Origin of the sequence: Thioclava kandeliae, from assembly GCF_040297545.1 — a bacterium.
Classification (GTDB): domain Bacteria; phylum Pseudomonadota; class Alphaproteobacteria; order Rhodobacterales; family Rhodobacteraceae; genus Thioclava; species Thioclava kandeliae.
The window spans coordinates 539552-560672 of the sequence record NZ_JAYWLC010000001.1 but is presented as its reverse complement, the minus strand read 5'-3'; the positions used below and the strand labels follow the sequence as shown (position 1 = coordinate 560672).

Genomic DNA, 21121 nt, shown 5'->3' with positions numbered 1-21121 from the left:
TTCAACAATATCTCCGCTAAGCCGACCTTCACCCTTCGAAAATGCTGCGCGATGGAAGAACCCTCGGCTTGGCAACGCTGCGCCTCGGTGATGGTCAACCTTGCGGACATTATGAGAGAGCCGAGAACGACCTTATCGCGCTTAACGCCTGCGAGCTTCGGAAGATCTGAAGTTCGCAGGCGAGGTAAAGCTGTGAGTGTAGATCCATTTTCAACAAGGTACTGAAATATATAAACAAAGTATTTTTGTCAGGTAAGAATATGCTTTAAATTCGCACTCATATGCTTTAAATTACAGAGGCGGCCTGAGCGCCCTAGCGGCGCTGTTTGCCGTTGATCCATAGATCACTGATGGCGCGGTCATCGCCCATCATGATGGTGGCAAAAAGCGCCTCGTCGAAACTTTCGGCACGCGCCATACGCTGGCGGATCGCGGGGGTGGAGTGGAGGTCGATGACCACCAGATCCGCTTCCATACCAGGGCTGATATTGCCCACGCGGTCGTCGATCTTCAGGGTGCGGGCCGAGCCCTGGGTCGCGAGCCACCACAGGAAGGCCGGATGCAGGGGGGTGCCGCGCAGCTGGCCTACCTCATAGGCGGCGGCCATCGTGCGCAGCATCGAGAAGCTCGATCCGCCGCCCGTATCGGTGGCGAGCCCCACGCGGGTGCGCCCGGCCATACCCGCCATGTCGAACAGGCCCGAGCCGATGAAGGTATTCGAGGTCGGACAATGGGCGATGCCCGCATTCAGCTCCGACAGGCGGTCGATCTCGCGCGGCTCGAGATGGATGGCATGGCCATAGATGCCGTTCTCGCCCAGAAGCCCGAAGGCCTCGTAGGTGTCCAGATAATCGCGGGCCTGCGGAAACAGCGATTTCACCCAGTCGATTTCGTCGGTCTGTTCGGACAGATGCGTCTGCATCAGGCAATCGGGATGCTCGGACCACAGATCGCCCAGCACACGCAGCTGCTCGGGCGTCGAGGTGGGCGAGAAACGTGGAGTGATCACATAGGACAGCCGGTCCTGCCCGTGCCATTTCCGCAGGAGCGCGCGGCTGTCATCATAGGCCGATTGCACCGTGTCGCGCAGCCCGTCGGGCGCGTTGCGGTCCATACAGGTCTTGCCCCCCATCGCGCGTAGCCCGCGCTTTTGCGCCGCCGTAAAGAAGGCATCCACGCTGGCCGGATGGATGGTGCAGAAGCTGCACATCGTGGTCATGCCATGCGCCAGCGCCAGATCCATATAGCTCTCGGCAATGGCCTCGGCATAGGCGGGGTCGGCCAGACGGGTCTCTTCGGGGAAGGTGTAGCTGTTGAGCCAGTCGATCAGCCGCTTTCCCCAGCTGGCAATAATGGCGGTCTGCGGGAAATGCACATGCGCATCGACAAACCCCGCCGAGATCAGTTTGTTGCCATAGTCATGGACCACCGCTTGCGGCCAGTCGCGCTTCACATCTTCGGCAGGGCCGACGGCTGCGATATGCCCGTCCTTTACAACAATCGCGCCATGGGTCAGATGCTCCATCCCGTTGGCGCTGTCTGTCATGGGCATGTCACGAAAACGGATCACCTGTCCCAGCAGAAGATCGACCATCACCATTCCTTTTCTCTCGCGCAAATCACTCCATCTTACGCACGAGGCAAAAGCGGATGCCAGCCTCTTCTGCCCGCCCAGCAGATAGGCTAGTTTGAAGACCAAGTTGCGGGCCAATAAAAACGAGGGGGCCGGATGGCGGACTATCTGATCGACGAACAAGAGCGCGAAGAGCAGGAATACGGTCTTGATGGCGAGCGCGTGGAGAAGATTCTTCACGCGGTCGAGGCGGAGGATGCCGATCAGCTGAAAACGCTGCTCGAACCGTTGCACGCGGCCGATATCGCTGACCTTCTCGAACAGATTTCCGGTCCGGAGCGGCGCGAGATCCTGCGGCTTTGGGGCCGCGAGATCGATGGTGAGATCCTCACCGAGATCGACGAATCGATCCGCGAGGAAGTGATCGCGAGCCTTGCGCCCGATGTTCTGGCCGAGGCCGTGCGCGAGCTTGATTCCGATGACGTGGTCGACCTCATCGAGGCGCTCGAGGAGCCGCAGCAGGAAGCCATTCTGGAAATCCTCGATGATCGCGACCGGATTGCGGTCGAAAAATCGCTAACCTATCCCGAATATTCGGCAGGCCGGATGATGCAGCGCGAGGTGGTGACCGCGCCCGAGCACTGGACCGTGGGCGAGACCATCGACTATCTGCGCTCGTCCGAATGGCTGCCGGACCAGTTCTACCATGTCATTCTGGTCGATCCTGCGCATCGGCCCTTGGCCAATGTCACACTCGGGCGCATCCTGTCGGCGCCGCGGGGTTCGGGCCTGAAGGATATCGCGGAGGAAGAGTTCCGCACGATCTCTGTCTATCAGGAAGAAGGCGATGTGGCCTATGCCTTCAACCAGTATCACCTGATCTCCTGTCCGGTGGTCGACGAGAATGACCGTCTTGTTGGCGCGATCACCATTGATGACGCCATGTCGGTGCTTGATGAAGAGCACGAGGAAGACATCCTGCGTCTGGCCGGTGTGGGCGATGAGTCCTCGCTGTCCGATACCGTTCTGGAAACCGTGCGCCAGCGCCTGCCTTGGTTGATGGTCAACCTGTTGACGGCGATTCTGGCCTCGCTGGTGATCTCGATGTTCGAGGGCACGATCCAGCAGCTGGTGGCGCTGGCGGTTCTGATGCCGATCGTGGCGTCGATGGGGGGCAATGCGGGCACCCAGACCCTGACGGTGGCGGTGCGGGCATTGGCCACCAAAAGCCTGACCGAAAGCAACGTCTGGCGGGTCGTGCGGCGGGAAACCGTGGTGGGGCTTCTCAACGGCTTCGCTTTTGCCGTGGTGATGGGGGCCGTGGCATGGTTCTGGTTCGACGGCGCGACGCTGGGCGCGGTCATTGCGATTGCGATGGTCATCAACCTGGTGGTCGCGGCACTGGCGGGGATCCTGGTGCCCTTGACGCTCGAGAAACTGGGTGCGGATCCTGCGCTGGCTTCGGGCACATTCGTGACCACGGTGACCGATGTCGTGGGCTTCTTCGTCTTCCTCGGTCTGGCCGGAGCGATGTTGCTGTGAGCCTGTCAGAGGACAAACAGGCCGCCCGAAAGGCCGCTTTTGCGGCACGCAAAACGGCGTTCGGCGTCGAGGGTCTGGCAGACAGGGCCGCCGACCGGCTGGCGGAGGTGTTGCAGGGGTTCAGGGGGCTGACGGTTGCGGGCTATATCCCGATCCGCACCGAGGTTGACCCACGTCCGGCCATGCTGCGCCATGACGGGCCTTTGTGCCTGCCGGTGGTGGAGGGCGAGGCGCGGCCTTTGGGCTTCCGCCCGTGGTCGGCTGCCGCCGAAATGATCCCCGGCGCTTTTGGCGCGGCGATTCCCGCCGAGACCACTGCGGTGATCCCGCAGGTGGTGATCCTGCCGCTGGTGGCCTTTGATGCCCGCGGTTACCGGCTGGGCTATGGCGGCGGTTTCTATGACCGCACGCTCGAACTTCTGCGCGCGCAAGGTCCCGTAACCGCGATCGGTTTTGCCTTTGCGGCACAGGAGTTGCCGCAGGTGCCGATCGAGTCCACAGATGAGTTGCTGGATCTGATGGTGACAGAGCAGGGCGTGCTCGGCCCGTTTGCCTGAGGCGCAGCCCGCAAAACCAGTTGCCCTTTCGCGCCGGAGCCCCTAAGGCAGATGCCCATGAAAATATTGTTTCTTGGCGATGTAATGGGCCGCGCAGGCCGCACGGCAATCAGCGAACGTCTCGCGGGTCTGCGCGAGGCGTGGAAGCTTGATTTCGTGGTGGTCAATGGCGAGAACTCCTCCAACGGGATGGGGCTTTCGGCCGAGCATGCGAAGCTTTTGCTCGATGCGGGCGCGGATGTGGTGACGCTGGGCGATCATGCCTTCGACCAGAAGGACATGATGCAGTTCATCGCGCAGGAGAAACGGGTGATCCGCCCGTTGAATTTCGCCAAGGACGCGCCGGGCGCAGGAGCGCGGCTGTTCGAGGATCGCCGTGGCCGCAAGATTCTGGTCGCTCAGGTGCTGGGGCAGGTCTTCATGAAGCGTCCCTTCGATGATCCCTTCGCCGCCGTAGAAAAGACGCTCAATGCCTATCCGCTGGGCGGGCAGGCGCAGGCGATCTTGCTGGATGTGCATTGCGAGGCGACCTCGGAGAAAATGGCGATGGGCCATTTCTGCGATGGGAAGGCCTCGATGGTCGTGGGGACCCATACCCATGTGCCCACTGCCGATGCGATGGTGCTGCCCGGTGGCACCGCCTATCTGACCGATGCGGGGATGTGTGGCGATTATAATTCGGTCATCGGGATGGAGAAGGCCGAGCCCTTGCGCCGTTTCATCACCGGTATGCCCAAGGATCGCTTCACGCCGGCCAAAGGCGAGGCCTCGCTCGCGGGGTTCTATGTGGAAACCGATGACCGCACGGGGCTTGCCAAACGCTGCATGGCGGTGCGGGTCGGCGGACGTCTTCCCGAACAGACGCCGATTTCGGCATAAACGGTCCGCCCGCCTACCCGTTGCGGCGGAAAGGCTCCCGAATTTCAAACTCTGCTTGTGCCTTTTGCCGCGCTGATTAGTATCCGCCCGAAGACGCTTGAAAAAATCTTGGGGTCATGATGATCGATCTACCGATATCCGACACGTGGCGCGCCGTTTTGCCGCTTTTGATCGTGGTCTGGATGTTCGTCATGTTCATCCGCGAAACGCGACCGCCCGAGGTGATCGCGATTGCGGGGGCTGCGCTTATGGTGGTCTTCGGCTTCGAGCCGGTCAAACAGGCCACGGAGAGCCTCTCGAATTCCGCACCATGGACGATCGCCTTCATGTTCCTGATCATGGGGGCGCTGGTGCGCACGGGCGCGCTGGATGCGATGACGCGTTATGCCGAGACCCATATCTCGAAACACCCCGTCTTTACGGTGGCGTTGATGTTTGCCATCACGGCGGTCGCCTCGGGGGTGATGAACAACACACCCGTCGTGGCGGTGATGATCCCCGTGTTTATACAGGTTGCGCGGAAACTGGGTAAGTCGCCCTCGAAGTTCCTGATGCCATTGAGCTATTTTACGGTGATGGGAGGCATGCTGACGCTTCTGGGCACCTCGACCAATATCTTGGTCGATGGTGTGGCTCGGCGCAGCGGGCTCGAGCCCTTCGGTGTGCTCGAGATCCTGCCGGTGGGCGTGGCGGTGCTGCTCGCGGGCTCGCTGTTCATGGCACTGACGTCCAAATTCCTGCTGCCCGAACGCCAGTCCATGGCCTCGCTTCTCGGCCAGCGTCCGAAGATGAAATATTTCACCGAAGTGGCGATCCCCGAGGATAGCTCGCTGCTGGGCACTCCGGTGCTCGAGGTCGATGCGTTCAAACGCGAGGGCGTGCGGGTGGTCGATGTGCTGCGCGGTGATGCCTCGCTGCGCCGCGATCTGCCCAATGCCATCCTCGAACAGGGTGACCGGATCGTTCTGCGCACCGAGATGACCGAGTTGCTGGGCATGCAGAAGAACCCCGATCTGCGGATGATCGACAAGCTCAGTTCGGTGCAGACGGAGACGGTCGAGGTGCTGATCTCGCCCGGTTGCCGGATGATCGGCCGATCCTTGGGCGAGCTGCGCCTGCGCCGCCGCTATGGGGTCTACACGCTGGCCGCCCACCGCCGGAACCAGAATATCGGGCGCCAGCTTGACGATCTGGTGGTGGTCGTGGGTGATACGCTCCTGCTGGAGGGCGCGCCCGAGGATATCGCGCGTCTGGCCTCGGATATGGATCTCGTTGACGTGTCCAAACCGACCGCCAAAGCCTATCGCCGGAGCCATATGCCGCTGGCCATCGGCGCGCTTCTGGGTGTGGTGGGCTTTGCAGCCTTCGATGTGGCGCCCATTCTGGTTCTTGCGGGCGTGGCGGTTGCGATCATTCTGGTCAGCAAATGTATCGATGCGGAGGAGGCTTTCACCTTTATCGACGGGCGTCTTCTGGCCATGATCTTCTCGATGCTGATCGTGGGGGATGCGCTCGAGGCGTCGGGCTCTGTCGCGCTTCTGGTCAGCTATATCTCGCCATGGCTGACGCATCTGCCGCCTTTCGCCACATTGATGGCGGTCTATTTCATCGGGCTTATCTTGACAGAATTCCTGTCCAATAACGCGGTCGCGGTGATCTATGCGCCGATCGCGATCAGCCTTGCGCAATCGCTGGGGCTCGACCCGCGCCCCTTCGCGATCGCGGTAATGTTTTCGGCATCGGTGGCATTCGCGACCCCGATCGGCTATCAGACCCATATGATGGTCTATGGTCCGGGCGGATACCGCTTCAACGACTTCCTGCGTTTCGGGATACCGCTCGATATCGTTACCGGCCTGACCGCCTGCCTGATCATTCCCTTGGTCTGGCCGCTTTAACTGATTTCGGGAGAGTTCCCATGAAATACCTGATCGGTCTTGGCCTTCTGCTTGGCCTTGGGGCCTGCGCCGCGACAACCGGCTGGAAGGCAAACCCGCAGGGCGTGACGCTGCATGGCGAACAGCTGGCTGTTACCTTCTTCGACGGCGAGGTCTGTCGGGTGAATATGGGCGGCGCGCATTCAGGTCAGTTGCCCGGCTGTTCCAATCCGCTGCATTACAAGGTGGATGTCGAAAGCGATCCGATCCTGCCCGGTGCCTCGGCCGTGCTGGAAACCAAATCCACGGTGGTGCTGTCCAACGGTCAGGGCCGGACATGGACCTTCCACACGCCGGAACTCCGCGACGCGGCAGGCAATAAGATCGAGCCGCCGGTGGCGCTCCACTAAGGCTTTTTGCGCAGCACCTTGCGGCAGGGGCCCCGAATGCCCTATATCGTCCCCAAATTATATGACAATCTGACGGAGAAGACGGCTCATGGCAGGCCACTCAAAATGGGCAAACATCCAGCACCGTAAAGGCAAGCAGGATGCCATCCGCTCGAAAATGTTCTCGAAGCTCTCGAAAGAGATCACTGTTGCCGCCAAGATGGGCGACGCCGACCCCGAGAAGAACCCGCGTCTGCGTCTGGCGGTAAAAGCGGCCAAGTCGCAATCCATGCCGAAAGACGTGATCGACCGCGCGATCAAGAAATCGCAGGTGGGCGATGGCGACGAATATACGGAAATCCGTTACGAGGGCTATGGGCCCGAGGGTATCGCGGTGATCGTCGAGGCGCTGACCGACAACCTCAACCGCACCGCCTCGAATGTCCGTTCTACCTTCACCAAATGCGGCGGTAATCTGGGCACCAGCGGCTCGGTGAGCTTCATGTTCGACCGTCTTGGCGAGATCATCTATGATGCGTCTGTGGGCGATGCCGATACCGTCATGATGGCGGCAATCGAGGCCGGTGCCGAGGACGTGGAATCGGATGAGGAAGGTCACTGGATCTACTGCCCGATGGAAGATCTTTCGGCTGTGACCGATGCGCTCGAGAAGGAACTCGGCGAGGCGAAAGAGGCCAAGCTGATCTGGAAGCCGCAGAACCGCACCGAGGTCGATCTCGAAACCGCGCAGAAGCTGATGCGCCTGATCGACACGCTGGAAGACGACGATGACGTCCAGACCGTCACCGCCAATTTCGACGTGCCCGAGGACGTGGCCGCCCAGCTCTGAGCTGGCATCCCACCGCATGACAGAACCCGCAGCCGCCACAGCTGCGGGTTTTTCATGCGGTGGGGTCAGTGGGTGAGGGCCGCGGCCAGATGCTCTATGAAGGCCTCGACACGACGGGCAGGGCGCGCGTCACCCGGGGTGACGGCATAGATATTCACCTCGCCGCGCGAATATTCCTCCAGCACGGCTTCCAGCCGGCCCGCCTGGATGTCGGGCTGGATGTCGTTGGAGGATTTGAGCGCCACACCGCCGCCGGCAATCGCCCATTCGCGCACCGCGCCCCCGTCATTTGCACTGCGGTCCCCCGAGACCGGCACCGAGATATGCTCGTCGCCGTCGTTGAAATGCCAAGTGGATTGTGGCGCCCCGTCGCGGTTGATGATCAGGCAGTTATGTTTGGCCAGATCGCGCGGATGGGACGGGCGCCCGTGCCTGTCCCAGTAGCCGGGTGCCGCGCAGACCTGCCGCGTGCCGCGCAGCAACAGCCGCGATTTCAGGCTCGAATCCTTCAGTGGTCCCGTGCGGATCGCCAGATCGATCCCTGCGCCCACGATATCGGTCACCCCGTCATTCAGCATCAGATCAATGCGGATATCGGGATTGCTGGCCAGAAAACTGTCGATGATCGGCGGCAGACGGGTGCGTCCCAGATCATTGGTGGTGGTGATACGGATGCGTCCGCGCAATGAGCCATGGGGGGCAGCACGATCAAAAGCGCTGTCGATCTGTTGCAGGATGCGGCGGCAATCGGCTAGAAACAGATCGCCCTCGGGGGTGAGGCTCAACTTGCGGGTGGAGCGCTGCACCAGCTGGACACCCGCGATATCCTCGAGCCGTTTGAGGCTTGCGGTGATCCGCGAAGGCGTCTGTCCGCGCGCCCGCGCCACCGCCGCCATCGAACCCAGATCGGCAATGGCGGTGAAGATCTCTAGGAGGTCGATGCGATCCATTATGCCGCCTTTGCGTAATGCACTCTTTCAAAACACGGCCCTTGTCGGGGCAGGCGCGAATAATAGCGTAGCCAGCAGCAATGACAACGCGCCAATGGCCCTGCCGTCCGGTCAAACGCCCGGACCCATGCAAAGGGGTAATGCGTTGGGAGCCAAGAAGTTTTGAAACGGAGCATAACATGAAAATCGATCTGAGCGGAAAATCTGCCCTCGTCACTGGCTCGACCAACGGGATCGGCTTTGCCAGTGCCAAAGGTCTGGCAGCCTGTGGCGCGCGCGTGACCCTGACGGGGCGCAAGACGGAAGATGTGGACGCCGCCATTGCCGAGATCCGCAAGAGCCTGCCCGACGCCGAACTGTCCGGCGTCGCGGCCGATCTGGGCACTGCCGAGGGCTGCGAGACTGTGGTGAAGGGGCTGCCCGACTGCGATATTCTCGTCAATAATGCGGGGATCTTCGGGCCGGTGGATTTCTTCGAGACCGAGGATGCTGTCTGGGACAAATATTGGCAGGTCAATGTGATGTCGGGGATGCGGCTGGCCCGAGCCTATCTGCCTGCGATGGAGAAGAAGGGCTGGGGGCGTGTGGTCTTTCTGGGTTCGGAATCCTCGTTCAACATTCCCGAGGACATGGTGCATTACGGCGTCACCAAAGCCGCCGATGTGGCATTGGCGCGCGGGCTTGCCAAACGGATGGCGGGCACGGGGGTGACTGTGAATTCCGTTCTGCCGGGGCCGACGCTGTCTGACGGGATGAAAGCGGGCTTGAAAGACACGGTCGAGAGCACCGGCAAGAGCTATGAGGACGCGGCAGCCGATTTCGTGGCTGCCAATCGCCCCGCTTCGATCCTGCAGCGCGCCCCCTCCACCGAAGAGGTAGCCAATATGATCGTCTATGCCTGCTCGCCCCTGTCCTCTGGCACGACAGGGGCCTCGCTGCGCGTCGAGGGCGGGGTGATCAACAGCCTGTGACATATCGGGGCGCGCGGGCTGTCCGTGCGCCCCTGCACTGGTCTTGGGCCACGGATCATGGGAAGAGACCGGACCTGCCTTCGGAGGGCCTATGGACCAGACCATTCTCTATCTCATCGCCGCCCTGATCGTGGGTATGTCGAAAGGCGGACTGGCTTCGGCGGCCGCCATCGCCGTGCCGATGCTGGCGCTCTTCATGAACCCCGTGACGGCGGCGGCGACGCTCCTGCCGGTCTATGTGGTGACCGACTGGATCGGGGTCTGGCTTTTCCGCAAGGATTTCTCGGCCAAGAACCTGTTGATGTTCACGCCTGCGCTTCTGTTTGGCGTGGTCCTGGCCACGGTGATCACTCCCTATACGCCCGAGCCGGTGCTGCTGGCCTTCACCGGTGCGATCGGTCTGTGGTTCTGTCTTCGCGCATGGTTCGGACGGGGCTCGGACCATGTGACCAAACCCGCGCTGGTGCCTGCCCTGTTCTGGGGCACGCTGACGGGTGTGGCGAGCTTCATCACCCATTCGGGCGCGCCGCCCGCGCAGGCCTATCTGCTGCCCCAGCGCCTGCCGAAGCTGAAATTCGCAGGCACCATCGCCATCTCCTTCGCTATCGGCAATCTGGCCAAACTGCCCGCCTATTTCGCCATCGGTCAGCTCGACGGGTTGAACTGGGGGCTGATCGTGGCGCTCGCCGCCACCGGCATCATCGGCACCTTTATCGGGCGATGGCTGACGGTCAAACTCTCGGATACCCATTATGTGCGTGTCATCCAGGGGATGCTGTTTATCCTGTCCGTTATTCTGCTCATCAAGGGCGGGATGGCGCTGATTGGCGCCTAGGGCTTGCTTTCCCAATTGTTACAGACATGTCATAGAGCATCCCTAAGAGAGCCCTGCGCGTGACGCGCCACAGACTTACTGCCCGAAAGGTTGCCATGACCCGCATCGTTCAATCGCTTGCTGAAATCTCCGAACCCTATGATGCGCTGTTCTGCGATCTTTGGGGCTGCCTGCATAATGGCGTGACCGCCTATCCGGCGGCGGTGGCCGCGCTTCAGACGTTCCGTGCCAAGGGGGGGCGTGTGGTCCTGCTGACCAATGCGCCGCGACCGGCGGATTTCGTCAAGGAGCGCTTTGCCAAGATGAATATCCCCGATGATGCGTGGGATATGATCGTCAGCTCCGGCGATGCGGCGCAGGATGCGATGTTTGCCGGTGCCGTGGGCCGTAAGGTCTGGCATCTGGGGCCGGAAAAGGATGATGGCTTCTTCACCCATATTCCCGCCGAATGGGAAGGTCGCGCCAATATCGAGCGTGTGTCGTTCGAGGAGGCCGAGGGCATTGTCTGCACCGGTCCGTTCCATGAGGACACCGAGACCCCCGAGGACTATCGCGCGCAGTTTCTGGCCGCCAAGACCCGCGGGCTGAAGATGCTTTGCGCCAATCCCGATCTGGTCGTGGATATGGGCGACAAGCGGATCTATTGCGCCGGTGCGCTGGCCGAACTGTATGAGGAAATGGGGGCCGACGCGATCTATTGCGGCAAGCCGCACCCGCCGATCTACGATCTGGCGCGGCGCAAGCTCTCGGCGGCCTTCGGCCTGCCCGATGACAGCCGCATCCTGACCGTGGGCGACGGTATCCTGACCGATGTGGCGGGTGCTGCGGGTGAGGGGCTTGACTGCCTGTTCGTGACCGGTGGGCTGGCTGCGGAAGCTTTTGGTCCTGATGTCGAGAATCCCGATGCCGGGAAGCTCGAAGACTGGCTCGACGGGCAGGGGCAATCGCCGCTCTATGCGATCGGTCGCCTGCGCTAACCAGTCCTCCCGTATTCCGATGATCTGGCGCCCCTTGGAGCATGCTGTTCCGGGGGCGTTTTGCCATACTGTCTCGGAATCGAAACAATCTTGCTCGCAATAATATGATGCCAAGTTAGTATACTGCGATATATTGTTACGAGTTTAATTGTTTCTTGAGCCATTCCGCGCTATGCTGCGGTGCAACATGGCCGCGTAGCGGGGTAGGGGAAAGGGAGTCGTGATGACGATGATGAAGGAAATCGAAGGGTCTACGATTTTCATCGAGGATCTGCAGATGGGGATGTCGCGCCAGCTGGTGAAAACCGTCACCGACCGCGATATCGAGTTGTTTGCCGAAGTCTCGACTGACCGAAATCCGGTGCATATGGATGAGGATTATGCCCGCACCACCCTGTTCAAGGGCCGGATCGCGCACGGGATTCTCTCGGCGGGGCTGATTTCGGCGGTGATCGGCGAGCAGCTGCCCGGACATGGGGCGATCTATCTCAAACAGTCGCTGACTTTCATGGCACCGGTGCGGCCGGGGGATGAAGTTTGTGCAACTGTCCGCGTGGCGGCGATTGATCGGGATAAGCGGCGGGTCACACTTGCAACCCAGTGCACGGTGGGCGATACGGTTGTTCTGAAGGGTGAGGCCCTTGTGCTGGCGCCGTCGCGGGAAACCCTGCGCGGCTGAGGCTCTGGTTCTCGCCGGAATGCGGGAACGGACGGCTTATGCGAGTTTACGACCACTGGCAGATCCCTGAAGAGGCACGCGGGGCCTCCATCGCCATGGGCAATTTTGACGGCGTCCATCTGGGCCACCAGTCGGTGATCGATCTGGCGCGCCGCGATGGTGTGCCGCTGGGTGTGCTGACCTTCGAGCCGCATCCGCGCGAGTTTTTCCGGCCCGATGATCCGCCCTTCCGCCTGATGAATGCCGAGGCGCGGCGTAATCGGCTGGAAAAGCTGGGCGTCGATTTCCTCTATGCGCTGCCTTTCGATGTGGCGCTGGCCTCGATGGAGCCGGAAACCTTCGCACGCGAGGTGCTCTCCGAGGCGCTCGGGGTGACCAATGTCACAGTGGGACGCGATTTCCGCTTTGGCCGCAAACGGGCGGGCGGTATCGAGGAGCTGAAAGCCTGCGGGCAGACATTCGGCTTCGATGTGACCGTTGCGCCGCTGCTCGAAGTGGAGGGCGTGCATGTTTCCTCGACCGCGATCCGCAATGCGCTGAGCGAGGGCCAGCCCGAACTCGCCGCCGCGATGCTGGGCCATTTACACCGGATCGAGGGCGCGGTGATCCATGGCGAGAAACGCGGGCGCGAGCTGGGCTATCCCACCGCCAATATGTCGGTTGACGGGCTGCATCTCCCGAAACTCGGGGTTTATGCGGTGAAGGTCGATGTGATGACCGGCCCGCAGAAGGGCAGCTATATGGGCGCCGCGAGCCTCGGTGTGCGGCCGATGTTCGGGGTCAATACACCGAACCTCGAAACCAATCTGCTGGATTTCAAAGGCGATCTCTACGGTCAGCATCTGTCGATCGCGCTGGTCGAATATCTGCGCCCCGAAGTGGCCTTTACCGGCATTCCCGATCTGATCAAACAGATGGATCAGGATGTGATCCGAACACGCGAGATCTTGACCGCCTGAGCCAAGCGACGCATTGCAATTCCTACCCTAAAGGATGAGTCTCGCCCCATGGCCGATAAGAAACGCAAGAAATTCTGGGAACTGCCGCTGGGCGATCTGAACCCGACCGAATGGGAGGCGCTCTGTGACGGTTGTGGCAAATGCTGTCTCAACAAGCTGGAATTCGTGGATACGAACGAGGTGGAGTTCACCCGCGTCGCCTGCCGCCTGCTGGATGGCCAGACCTGCCGCTGCTCGCAATATGAGATCCGGCACCATTTCGTGCCCGAATGTGTGCGTCTGACGCCCGAGTCGATTTCCGAGATCGCCTACTGGATGCCGCGCACCTGCGCCTATCGGCTGCGCTTCGAGGGCAAGCCCTTGGAAAGCTGGCACTACCTTCTATCTGGATCGAAAGAGACCGTGCATGAGGCCGGTCAATCCGTGCGCGGCTGGACCGTGCCGGAATACGAAGTGCCGGAAGAAGACTGGGAAGATTACGTCATCGAGGATCTGTCATGAATTTTGGGTCGGACAATACATCGGGCGTGGCGCCGCGCATCATGGAAGGTCTTATGGCTGCCAATGCGGGCCATGCACGCTCCTATGGCGCCGATGATCTGACCAAAGCCGTCGAGGCCCGTATCCGCGAGGTGTTCGAGGCACCTGAGGCGCGGGTCTTTCTGGTGACCTCTGGCACAGCGGCCAATGCGCTCTCCTGTGCGCTGCTGACCAATCCGTGGGAGGCGATCTTCTGCCATCGCAATGCCCATATCGAGGAAGACGAATGCGGCGCGCCGGAGTTCTTCTCGGATGGGGCCAAGCTCGTGCTGGTCGAGGGCGAGGATGCCAAGATGACGCCCGAGACGCTGGCGCAAAAGATCGGCCATACGGGGGCGGCGATCCATAATATCCAGCGCGGTATGGTCTCGATCACCAATTCCACCGAATTCGGCACGGTCTATACCGCGCAAGAGGTCCGTGCGCTTTGCGATGTGGCCAAGGCCCATGATCTGCCTGTGCATATGGATGGAGCGCGCTTTGCCAATGCGCTGGTGCGGCTGGATGTGAGCCCTGCGGAGATGACATGGAAGGCAGGCGTCGATGTGCTCTCCTTCGGCGGCACCAAGAACGGGTGTATGGGGGTCGAGGCGGTGGTGATCTTCGATCCCGCCCGCGCGCAGGAATTCGAACTCCGTCGCAAGCGCGCGGGGCAGCTGATGTCCAAGCACCGCTATCTGGCGGCCCAGATGCTGGCCTATCTCGAAGAGGGTTACTGGCTGGAGCTGGCGCGTCATGCCAATGCGATGGCCGATAAGCTCTCGCAGGGGCTTGCGGCATTGCCGTCGGTCCGCCTTCTGCATCCGGTGCAATCAAACGGTGTCTTTGTGGCGCTGCCGCGCCATCTGCACTGCAAGCTGATGGCAGAGGGCGCCTATTACTATCTCTGGCCCTTCGATCAGGATCTGGAAACCGGTGACCCCGAGGAGCTGATTTCGGCGCGGCTTGTCTGTTCATGGTCCACGACCGCGCAGGAGGTGGGAGCCTTCCTCGACCATCTGGGCGGCCAGAGCGCCAGCCAGGCGGCATTTTCCGAAGCCTGAAACGCAAAAAGCCCGAAGCATCCGCTTCGGGCTTTTCCGATAGGGGGGCAGGGGCCGGTCTTACGACTGGCTATACATGCCCTCGTAGATCGGCTTGATCGTTTCGGTCTCGAAGAGCGAGGAGACCGAGGTGCCCGACCAGGTGTTCAGGATCGCTTGCGCGAACATCGGTGCGGTCGGCACGATGCGGATATTGGGGCAGTTCTTCACCGCGTCGGTGGCCTGGATCGAGTCGGTGATCACCAGCGATTTCATGACCGATTTCGACACGCGCTCGACGGCGGGGCCGGAGAGAACGCCGTGGGTGATGTAGGAATGCACCTCGGTCGCGCCCGCTTCCATCAGCACTTCGGCCGCCTTGCACAGGGTACCTGCGGTGTCGCAGATGTCATCCACGATGATACATTTCTTGCCGGTCACGTCGCCGATTACGGTCATGCCTGCGACTTCACCCGCTTTCTCGCGGCGCTTGTCGACGATAGCCAGCGGTGCGCCGATGCGCTTGGCGATCTCGCGGGCACGGGCCACGCCGCCGACATCGGGGGAGATGACCATGACATCATCCATATTGCCCTTGAAGTGGTGCATGATATCGAGCGCGAAGACCGGCGAGGCATAGAGGTTGTCCACCGGGATATCGAAGAAGCCCTGGATCTGGGTCGCGTGCAGATCGAGCGTCAGGATGCGGTTGACCCCGGCTTCGGTCAGCAGGTTGGCGATCAGCTTGGCCGAGATCGGCGTGCGGGCCTTGGTGCGGCGGTCCTGACGGGCATAGCCGAAATAGGGGATGACGGCGGTGATGCGGTCTGCCGAGGAGCGCTTGAGCGCATCGGCCATGATCAGCAGTTCCATCAGGTTGTCATTGGCCGGATTGGAGGTTGGCTGGATGACATACATGTCCTCGCCGCGGACGTTCTCGTAGACCTCCACGAAGATCTCCTGATCGTTGAAACGCTCGACGCGGGCATCGACGAGGCCTACGGACATTCCGCGATGCATCGACATGCGGCGGGCAATGGCTTCGGCCAGCGGTCGGTTGGCATTACCGGCGATCAGTTTGGGTTCAGTCATGGCGGACATGGGCTTTGGCTCCGGGCAGCGCCGCGAGGGAAGGGTCACGGCAGAGATTCGCTTACATTGCGCCTGCCTTAGCACCGAGGTAGCCTCGGGGCAAATCCAAGGGTGCAAGGGAGACATGCGAATGTCACATATTGATTACTACTTCTCGATCTTTTCGCCTTATACCTATCTCGCGGGGCTGCGTCTGGAGGAAATCGCCCGCCGCCACGGGGCCGGTGTGACATATCGTCCCCTCGATCTGATGGCGCTTTTCGACCGCACCGGAGGCACCCGTCCTGCGGCGCGCCACCCCTCGCGGATGGAATACCGTAATCAGGAGGTCACCCGCTGGGCCGAGAAGCTTGGCATGCCGATGCCCGATATCTCGGTGCCGTTGCCCAATGCGGCACCCGCCTCCTATGCGATCATCGCGGCCCAGAAAGCCGGTGGTGGTGATCTGGGCGGGCTTGTCCATGCCATTGCGCGCGCCCGCTGGGCCGAGGGGCGCGATATCGGCGAGGAAGATCTGATCCGCGCGGCGCTGGTGGAAAACGGCTTTGACGGCAATCTGGTGACGACAGGGCTGTTCGACGGCGCCATCGCCTACGAGAAGAATCTCGAGGATGCGGTCGCCGCCGGTGTGTTCGGCTCGCCCTTCTATATCGTGACCGATACGGATGCGCGCTTCTTCGGGCAGGACCGGCTTGAGTTTCTGGACGCGCATCTGGGGACGCTTTCATGATCGACGAACGTCAGGGCGTCGTCATCTCTTCCGAACAGCTGGGGCAGGGCGACCGTCCCGCTCTGGCGGTCCATTGCATGCTGGGCAATGCCCGCGCTTGGGAGCCGTCCTTCGCGCTCTTGGAAGACCGCCTCTCGGCGCGTGTCTTCGATCTGCCGGGACACGGGCGGTCGGGCGACTGGGCCTATGACGAAACGCCGGGGGCGTTCGAGCGGCTGGCTACGCAGATCACCGCCAGCTTCATCGACCGGCCCGTCGATCTGATCGGGCATAGTTTCGGCTCTTCGGTAGCCCTGCGGCTGGCAGTGGCCGCCCCGCATGCGATCCGCAGCCTGACGCTGATCGAGCCGATCCTCTTTGCTGCCATCGAGGGCGCACCCGAATATGATGCGGTGGCCGCGGATCAGGCGGCGCTGAGCGCACTTCTGGCGGCGGGCCAGCATGAGGCGGCGGCGAAAGCCTTCATGGCGCAATGGGGGGCAGGTGTGCCGTGGGAGGCGCTCCCCGAGCACCAGCGCATCCGGTTTGTCGCGCAGATGCCCATTCTGGGGAACGCCGCGGCTGCCAATTTCTCCGATCCGGGCAATATCCTTCGCCCGGACGGGATCGAGGAAATCGATGCGCCGGTGCTTCTGGTCCATGGGCAGGAGACACATCCCTCGGTGCCGCTCGTCTGTGCCGAGCTGGCGGTGCGGATGCAGGATGTGGGCACGGCGACCGTGCCCGGCGCGGGGCATATGCTGCCGCTGACCCATCCCGAGAGCCTGGCCGATCTGATCGGGGTCAATCTCGACCGCTCCTAAGACTAACGCCGCGCTGATGCGCGGCGTTTCCGGTTAGAGAACCTTGTTGATATGGCCCATCTTGCGGCCCGGTTTGGCTTCGGCCTTGCCGTAGAGATGCACCTGCACACGCGGCGTTTTGGCGAATTCCGGCACGCGCAGCACATCATCGCCGATCAGGTTGAGCATCTCGACATCGGCGTAACGCGTGCCATCGCCCAGCGGCCAACCGGCTACGGCGCGGATATGCTGCTCGAACTGGTCGACGGTGCAGCCCGCCTGCGTCCAGTGGCCCGAGTTATGCACGCGCGGCGCGATCTCGTTCACGATCAGCCCGCCCTTGGTGACAAACAGCTCGACCCCCATGACGCCGACATAATCGAGCGTATTGAGGATCTTGGCGGCCATCAGCACGGCATCCATCCGCAGGCTTTCGGGGATCTGCGCCGGCACCGTGGTCGTGTGCAGGATGCCGTTTTTGTGCACGTTCTGGCCGGGATCGAAACAGGCGACCTCGCCGGTGGTGCCACGCGCGGCAATCACCGAGATTTCCATCGAGAAATCGATGAACCCTTCGAGCACAGCCTCGGCCCCTGCCATCGCGGCAAGCGCCTCGGAGGCCTCCTCGGGCGCCATGATCCGTGCCTGACCCTTGCCGTCATAGCCCAGACGGGTGGTCTTCAGGATCGAGGGCGTGCCCACGTCCGCGATCGCGACCTCAAGACTTGCGGCATCGGTGACCTTTGCCCAAGGCGCGGTCTTCAGGCCGATCTCGTTCAGGAAGCTCTTCTCGATGATCCGGTCCTGCGAGGTGGCCAATGCGCGGCGGTTGGGATGCAGCGGACGGATCGCTTCGAGGATATCCAGCGCCGAGGTCGGGATATTCTCGAACTCGTAGGTGATCACATCGACAGATTGCGCGAAGGCGCGCAGCGCATCGACATCCTCGTAGGAAGCGGTGGTGACCGTCTCGGCCACATGGCCTGCGGGCGGGTTGCTGCCCGGTTCGAAGATGTGGGTCTTGAAGCCCAGACGCGAGGCCGCGACCGAGAGCATCCGGCCCAGTTGGCCACCGCCCAGGATACCGATCGTGGCGCCGGGTTGAAGCGAGGTGGTCATAGATGTTCGTCCTGCGGCTCGTCGGGAATTGAGGCCGAAAGCGCCTCGCGCCAAGCGTCCAGACGCTGCGCCAATTCGGGGTCCTGAAGCGCCAGAATACCTGCTGCCATCAGGGCCGCATTGGGCGCCCCGGCCGAACCGATCGGCATGGTTGCCACGGGGTAGCCCTTGGGCATCTGCAGGATGGAATAGAGACTGTCCACGCCCGAAAGCGCCTTGGTCTGCACCGGCACGCCGATCACCGGCACGCGGGTTTTGGAAGCCATCATGCCGGGCAGGTGGGCCGCGCCGCCCGCACCTGCAATGATGACCTGCAGACCGCGCTCGACGGCTGTCTTGCCATAGGTCCAAAGGCGATCGGGGGTTCTATGTGCCGAGACGATTTTCGTCTCGTAGCTGACCCCGAGATCATCAAGGATCTGTGCTGCGCCCTTCATGGTCGGCCAATCCGACTGGCTCCCCATGATGATTCCGACTTGTACGCCCAATGGTACCTCCTGAAACTTTGAGCGCGCACTATAAGCGCGCCACCGTTCTGGGCAAGGGCTTGGGCGGCGAAAGCCCCGTGTTTTCGCAATGTGGGCTGGATTATGCGAGAATGTCGGGGATCAGCTTGTCCTCGATCCGCGCGATTTCATCCTTCAGCTGGAGCTTCTGGCGTTTCATCCGCGACAGGCGCAGCTGGTCGCAATGCGCCACCGCCTGAAGTGCGGCAATCGCCTCGTCCAGATCGCGGTGTTCCTGACGCAGCACCGCGAGCTTTACCCGTAGCACTTCCTCATGTTCCATTTCGACATGCGCATTCATGATGGCGTCCTAAACATATCTATAACCCCGCTCGGGGCGCCGCGGATGCGGGTGACTCGGCGGGTGTTCACGTTTATTAATACACGATTTTTCGGATTTCAGGAAGGAAATCGACGTTAATCCTTTCATGGCAGGGTCTTGCAGTGTCCGCTTTGCCTGACCATATTGAGATGAAGGGGTTGCCGGATCGCGGGGCCCGATAACCGCATGTCGCTTTGAAAAGGGCTTGCCTGATGACGAAACTGAGCTTTGGATCTCATCCCTATCTGCTGGGCTTTGATCAGCTGGAACAGCTGGTGGAACGCACCGCCAAATCCGGATCGGATGCCTATCCGCCCTATAATATCGAACAGTCCGGACCCGATAGCTACCGGATCTCGCTGGCGGTGGCGGGGTTTGGAGAGGATGACCTGTCGATCACCATGGAAGACCGTGCGCTTGTGATCCGTGGCCGTCAGGGCGATGATCTCTCCGAGCGGATCTATCTCTATCGCGGGATCGCTGCGCGCGCCTTCCAGCGCAGCTTTGTGCTGGCCGATGGTGTCGAGGTGGCGGGCGCGTCGATGGAGAACGGGCTCTTGCATGTGGATCTGCGCCGCGTGATCCCCGATCCGGTCGTGCAGACCATTCCGATTTCGAAAAAATAAGCAGGCAGGAGGACTTGTGATGAATACCAAATTCAACTTCGCCCCCGAAGACCAGACAGAGCGTCTCGCCTATATCCGTGCCGTGGATGCGGGCGAGCTGCCCGAGGATATCAAAGCGCAGCTGGGGGAGGTGAAGCAGCTTTACGCGCTTCACGCCTCCGATGGCGAGCGGCTGGCGCTGGTGAAGGACCGTGAGATGGCTTTCATTCTGGCGCGCCAGAACGATCTTGCGCCCGTTACGGTGCACTGAGTTGACAGGGCGGCCTCAGGCCGCCCTTTGCCGTTTGCCGGCGGATAACAGATCCGCGCCGAGCTGGCGGCGGATCTTTCCCGGTAGGTCGGGATAGGCCAGCGGGCCATAGCTTCCCGGCAGATCCTGCAGATGCGGTAGCGCCTCATGGATATGGCGATGGCAGGCGGGCCCCAGCATGTTCCACGCCTGGGATCCGGGATAGAGAGTTTCGACCCAGGCGCCTTCGGCCATGATCGCCTCGTGATACTCGGTCAGGATGTGCCAGTAGCTAATATGCGCGCGCGGTGCAGGGCGGATATCGGGGTGCAATCCGCATAGATGCCGCGCGGCCACGAAACCGTGGCAGTAGCCTGTCAGTTCCTCGAGCGCCGGATGTCCGACCAGCACGCGGTGATGGGGGGAGAGGTAGAGCGGACGATGATTGCCGATGCTGCCCTTGCCGAAACGGATCGGTGCGGCCTTGCCGGTTGCCACGACCGTGCGGCAGCCGACCCAGACGACAGCGGCGGCTTGCCCGCCATGCGTTATCAGCCTGTCATCTGTCGTGATCGTCTCGACCGGTCGCGGCCCTTCGGTGGTCATCACCATGCTGTTTTCGGCAAAACAGACGAAAGGATCATCGATATGCGAGATCGTGACCCCGTCATATTCAACGCCATCCCATGTTCCGAGGGTGACCGAGTCGACATTCTGGTAGTTCACCCCGTTGGGTAGCGAGCTATCCAGCAAGCGCGCGCTCCATGTGCCGTTGGTATAAAGCGTGACCTCCATATCAAGGCCGGTATAGGTGACTCCGTTTACCGTGATGGATGAATTCGAATAGCGTGCGATTTCATGCGCAAAGAGCGTCAATGCCTCGATGACGATTGTGTCGTTGTCATCGGCCCGGTGGACATCATCGCTGTCGTCATCCCAGATATAACCGTCGTTATCGGCGTCATGCAGGGTAACTTCGACATAGCTGTCGGGATCGACCGACAGACCGTTACCGGATGTGTCGAGGTTATTCTGCTCGGTGAGGGAGGCACCGGGCCATAAGCTCGAGGCATACCAGCCCCAGGAATTTATATCGGACATAGCAAATCGTTACT

At 61.5% G+C, this 21121-nt stretch carries 24 protein-coding genes; 17 read left to right on the top strand and 7 right to left on the bottom strand.

The features are described 5' to 3' along the window. Positions 1-313: 313 nt before the first annotated feature. Positions 314-1594: a guanine deaminase gene (gene guaD / locus VSX56_RS02640; RefSeq protein WP_350934620.1), complete on the bottom strand. Its 1281-nt coding sequence runs from the start codon at positions 1592-1594 to the stop codon at positions 314-316. A 135-nt stretch (positions 1595-1729) separates the two neighbouring features. Between guaD and mgtE the strand changes: the two genes are divergently transcribed. The 6 genes from mgtE (at position 1730) to VSX56_RS02610 (ending at position 7667) form a co-directional block, all read left to right on the top strand. Further along, positions 1730-3115 (top strand): magnesium transporter, encoded by a 1386-nt coding sequence (gene mgtE / locus VSX56_RS02635; protein WP_339112028.1) that lies wholly within the window; start codon positions 1730-1732, stop codon positions 3113-3115. After that, positions 3112-3672, top strand: coding sequence for a 5-formyltetrahydrofolate cyclo-ligase (locus VSX56_RS02630; protein WP_350934618.1), 561 nt, complete (start codon positions 3112-3114; stop codon positions 3670-3672). Before mgtE ends, VSX56_RS02630 begins: the two co-directional genes overlap by 4 nt. Before the next feature lie 57 nt (positions 3673-3729). Continuing rightward, positions 3730-4551, top strand: a complete 822-nt coding sequence (locus tag VSX56_RS02625; RefSeq protein ID WP_339112030.1) for a TIGR00282 family metallophosphoesterase — start codon at positions 3730-3732, stop codon at positions 4549-4551. A gap of 119 nt (positions 4552-4670) precedes the next feature. After that, positions 4671-6449 (top strand): SLC13 family permease, encoded by a 1779-nt coding sequence (locus tag VSX56_RS02620; RefSeq protein WP_339114476.1) that lies wholly within the window; start codon positions 4671-4673, stop codon positions 6447-6449. Between the two features lie 20 nt (positions 6450-6469). Further along, complete coding sequence (locus tag VSX56_RS02615) at positions 6470-6838, top strand: hypothetical protein (protein WP_350934616.1); 369 nt, start codon at positions 6470-6472, stop codon at positions 6836-6838. A gap of 88 nt (positions 6839-6926) precedes the next feature. Further along, on the top strand, positions 6927-7667 hold the full coding sequence (locus tag VSX56_RS02610) for a YebC/PmpR family DNA-binding transcriptional regulator (RefSeq protein WP_339112032.1): 741 nt from the start codon (positions 6927-6929) through the stop codon (positions 7665-7667). Between the two features lie 65 nt (positions 7668-7732). Here VSX56_RS02610 and VSX56_RS02605 read toward each other — a convergent pair whose 3' ends face one another. Continuing rightward, positions 7733-8617 (bottom strand): LysR family transcriptional regulator, encoded by an 885-nt coding sequence (locus VSX56_RS02605; protein WP_350934614.1) that lies wholly within the window; start codon positions 8615-8617, stop codon positions 7733-7735. A 179-nt stretch (positions 8618-8796) separates the two neighbouring features. Between VSX56_RS02605 and VSX56_RS02600 the strand changes: the two genes are divergently transcribed. The 7 genes from VSX56_RS02600 to VSX56_RS02570 all read left to right on the top strand — a co-directional run bounded on the left by VSX56_RS02600 (position 8797) and on the right by VSX56_RS02570 (position 14621). After that, a complete protein-coding gene (locus VSX56_RS02600; RefSeq protein WP_350934612.1) occupies positions 8797-9588 on the top strand; it encodes an SDR family NAD(P)-dependent oxidoreductase in 792 nt (263 codons plus the stop codon). Positions 9589-9679: 91 nt separating this feature from the next. Continuing rightward, positions 9680-10423: a sulfite exporter TauE/SafE family protein gene (locus VSX56_RS02595; RefSeq protein ID WP_350934609.1), complete on the top strand. Its 744-nt coding sequence runs from the start codon at positions 9680-9682 to the stop codon at positions 10421-10423. A gap of 95 nt (positions 10424-10518) precedes the next feature. Continuing rightward, the gene (locus tag VSX56_RS02590; protein ID WP_350934607.1) at positions 10519-11400 is read left to right on the top strand and encodes a TIGR01459 family HAD-type hydrolase; all 882 of its coding nucleotides are present in this window, start codon (positions 10519-10521) and stop codon (positions 11398-11400) included. Between the two features lie 229 nt (positions 11401-11629). Further along, a complete protein-coding gene (locus tag VSX56_RS02585; protein WP_350934660.1) occupies positions 11630-12079 on the top strand; it encodes a MaoC family dehydratase in 450 nt (149 codons plus the stop codon). 38 nt (positions 12080-12117) lie between these two features. Next, a complete protein-coding gene (locus VSX56_RS02580; protein WP_350934605.1) occupies positions 12118-13038 on the top strand; it encodes a bifunctional riboflavin kinase/FAD synthetase in 921 nt (306 codons plus the stop codon). A gap of 48 nt (positions 13039-13086) precedes the next feature. Then, entirely contained in the window at positions 13087-13539 is a 453-nt protein-coding gene (locus VSX56_RS02575) for a YcgN family cysteine cluster protein (protein WP_350934603.1), read from the top strand. Then, positions 13536-14621, top strand: a complete 1086-nt coding sequence (locus VSX56_RS02570; protein ID WP_350934601.1) for a threonine aldolase family protein — start codon at positions 13536-13538, stop codon at positions 14619-14621. Before VSX56_RS02575 ends, VSX56_RS02570 begins: the two co-directional genes overlap by 4 nt. A gap of 60 nt (positions 14622-14681) precedes the next feature. Here the strand turns inward: VSX56_RS02570 and VSX56_RS02565 are convergent, their stop codons facing one another. Continuing rightward, the gene (locus tag VSX56_RS02565; protein WP_339112040.1) at positions 14682-15701 is read right to left on the bottom strand and encodes a ribose-phosphate pyrophosphokinase; all 1020 of its coding nucleotides are present in this window, start codon (positions 15699-15701) and stop codon (positions 14682-14684) included. A gap of 121 nt (positions 15702-15822) precedes the next feature. On the opposite strand from VSX56_RS02565, the gene VSX56_RS02560 reads away from it, so the two are divergent. Both VSX56_RS02560 and VSX56_RS02555 read left to right on the top strand, forming a co-directional pair. Continuing rightward, positions 15823-16422, top strand: a complete 600-nt coding sequence (locus VSX56_RS02560; protein ID WP_339112041.1) for a 2-hydroxychromene-2-carboxylate isomerase — start codon at positions 15823-15825, stop codon at positions 16420-16422. Beyond that, positions 16419-17225: an alpha/beta fold hydrolase gene (locus tag VSX56_RS02555; RefSeq protein ID WP_350934599.1), complete on the top strand. Its 807-nt coding sequence runs from the start codon at positions 16419-16421 to the stop codon at positions 17223-17225. Before VSX56_RS02560 ends, VSX56_RS02555 begins: the two co-directional genes overlap by 4 nt. Before the next feature lie 33 nt (positions 17226-17258). On the opposite strand, the gene VSX56_RS02550 is transcribed toward VSX56_RS02555, so the two are convergent. The 3 genes from VSX56_RS02550 to VSX56_RS02540 form a co-directional block, all read right to left on the bottom strand. After that, a complete protein-coding gene (locus VSX56_RS02550) occupies positions 17259-18323 on the bottom strand; it encodes a 5-(carboxyamino)imidazole ribonucleotide synthase (protein WP_350934597.1) in 1065 nt (354 codons plus the stop codon). Then, a complete protein-coding gene (gene purE, locus VSX56_RS02545) occupies positions 18320-18811 on the bottom strand; it encodes a 5-(carboxyamino)imidazole ribonucleotide mutase (RefSeq protein ID WP_350934594.1) in 492 nt (163 codons plus the stop codon). The genes VSX56_RS02550 and purE overlap by 4 nt, the downstream gene beginning before the upstream one ends. A 100-nt stretch (positions 18812-18911) precedes the next feature. Next, positions 18912-19130: a YdcH family protein gene (locus VSX56_RS02540; protein ID WP_339107863.1), complete on the bottom strand. Its 219-nt coding sequence runs from the start codon at positions 19128-19130 to the stop codon at positions 18912-18914. 233 nt (positions 19131-19363) lie between these two features. Here VSX56_RS02540 and VSX56_RS02535 point away from each other — a divergent pair, with 233 nt between their 5' ends. Both VSX56_RS02535 and VSX56_RS02530 read left to right on the top strand, forming a co-directional pair. Continuing rightward, positions 19364-19777: an Hsp20 family protein gene (locus VSX56_RS02535; RefSeq protein ID WP_339112044.1), complete on the top strand. Its 414-nt coding sequence runs from the start codon at positions 19364-19366 to the stop codon at positions 19775-19777. A gap of 19 nt (positions 19778-19796) precedes the next feature. Beyond that, positions 19797-20027: a DUF1150 family protein gene (locus VSX56_RS02530; RefSeq protein WP_339112045.1), complete on the top strand. Its 231-nt coding sequence runs from the start codon at positions 19797-19799 to the stop codon at positions 20025-20027. 15 nt (positions 20028-20042) lie between these two features. Here VSX56_RS02530 and VSX56_RS02525 read toward each other — a convergent pair whose 3' ends face one another. Continuing rightward, the gene (locus tag VSX56_RS02525) at positions 20043-21107 is read right to left on the bottom strand and encodes a Hint domain-containing protein (RefSeq protein WP_350934591.1); all 1065 of its coding nucleotides are present in this window, start codon (positions 21105-21107) and stop codon (positions 20043-20045) included. Positions 21108-21121 lie beyond the last annotated feature (14 nt).

Bases quoted from the DNA above. Each gene is read 5' to 3' on its own strand.
- VSX56_RS02530 (WP_339112045.1), top strand. From the start codon at position 19,797: ATGAATACCAAATTCAACTTCGCCCCCGAAGACCAGACAGAGCGTCTC.
- VSX56_RS02560 (WP_339112041.1), top strand. From the start codon at position 15,823: ATGTCACATATTGATTACTACTTCTCGATCTTTTCGCCTTATACCTAT.
- VSX56_RS02555 (WP_350934599.1), top strand. From the start codon at position 16,419: ATGATCGACGAACGTCAGGGCGTCGTCATCTCTTCCGAACAGCTGGGG.
- VSX56_RS02615 (WP_350934616.1), top strand. From the start codon at position 6,470: ATGAAATACCTGATCGGTCTTGGCCTTCTGCTTGGCCTTGGGGCCTGC.
- VSX56_RS02605 (WP_350934614.1), bottom strand. From the start codon at position 8,617: ATGGATCGCATCGACCTCCTAGAGATCTTCACCGCCATTGCCGATCTG.
- VSX56_RS02590 (WP_350934607.1), top strand. From the start codon at position 10,519: ATGACCCGCATCGTTCAATCGCTTGCTGAAATCTCCGAACCCTATGAT.
- VSX56_RS02565 (WP_339112040.1), bottom strand. From the start codon at position 15,701: ATGTCCGCCATGACTGAACCCAAACTGATCGCCGGTAATGCCAACCGA.
- VSX56_RS02525 (WP_350934591.1), bottom strand. From the start codon at position 21,107: ATGTCCGATATAAATTCCTGGGGCTGGTATGCCTCGAGCTTATGGCCC.
- VSX56_RS02540 (WP_339107863.1), bottom strand. From the start codon at position 19,130: ATGAATGCGCATGTCGAAATGGAACATGAGGAAGTGCTACGGGTAAAG.
- VSX56_RS02610 (WP_339112032.1), top strand. From the start codon at position 6,927: ATGGCAGGCCACTCAAAATGGGCAAACATCCAGCACCGTAAAGGCAAG.
- VSX56_RS02575 (WP_350934603.1), top strand. From the start codon at position 13,087: ATGGCCGATAAGAAACGCAAGAAATTCTGGGAACTGCCGCTGGGCGAT.
- VSX56_RS02625 (WP_339112030.1), top strand. From the start codon at position 3,730: ATGAAAATATTGTTTCTTGGCGATGTAATGGGCCGCGCAGGCCGCACG.
- mgtE (WP_339112028.1), top strand. From the start codon at position 1,730: ATGGCGGACTATCTGATCGACGAACAAGAGCGCGAAGAGCAGGAATAC.
- VSX56_RS02620 (WP_339114476.1), top strand. From the start codon at position 4,671: ATGATCGATCTACCGATATCCGACACGTGGCGCGCCGTTTTGCCGCTT.
- VSX56_RS02585 (WP_350934660.1), top strand. From the start codon at position 11,630: ATGATGAAGGAAATCGAAGGGTCTACGATTTTCATCGAGGATCTGCAG.
- VSX56_RS02595 (WP_350934609.1), top strand. From the start codon at position 9,680: ATGGACCAGACCATTCTCTATCTCATCGCCGCCCTGATCGTGGGTATG.
- VSX56_RS02600 (WP_350934612.1), top strand. From the start codon at position 8,797: ATGAAAATCGATCTGAGCGGAAAATCTGCCCTCGTCACTGGCTCGACC.
- VSX56_RS02550 (WP_350934597.1), bottom strand. From the start codon at position 18,323: ATGACCACCTCGCTTCAACCCGGCGCCACGATCGGTATCCTGGGCGGT.
- VSX56_RS02580 (WP_350934605.1), top strand. From the start codon at position 12,118: ATGCGAGTTTACGACCACTGGCAGATCCCTGAAGAGGCACGCGGGGCC.
- guaD (WP_350934620.1), bottom strand. From the start codon at position 1,594: ATGGTCGATCTTCTGCTGGGACAGGTGATCCGTTTTCGTGACATGCCC.
- VSX56_RS02535 (WP_339112044.1), top strand. From the start codon at position 19,364: ATGACGAAACTGAGCTTTGGATCTCATCCCTATCTGCTGGGCTTTGAT.
- VSX56_RS02570 (WP_350934601.1), top strand. From the start codon at position 13,536: ATGAATTTTGGGTCGGACAATACATCGGGCGTGGCGCCGCGCATCATG.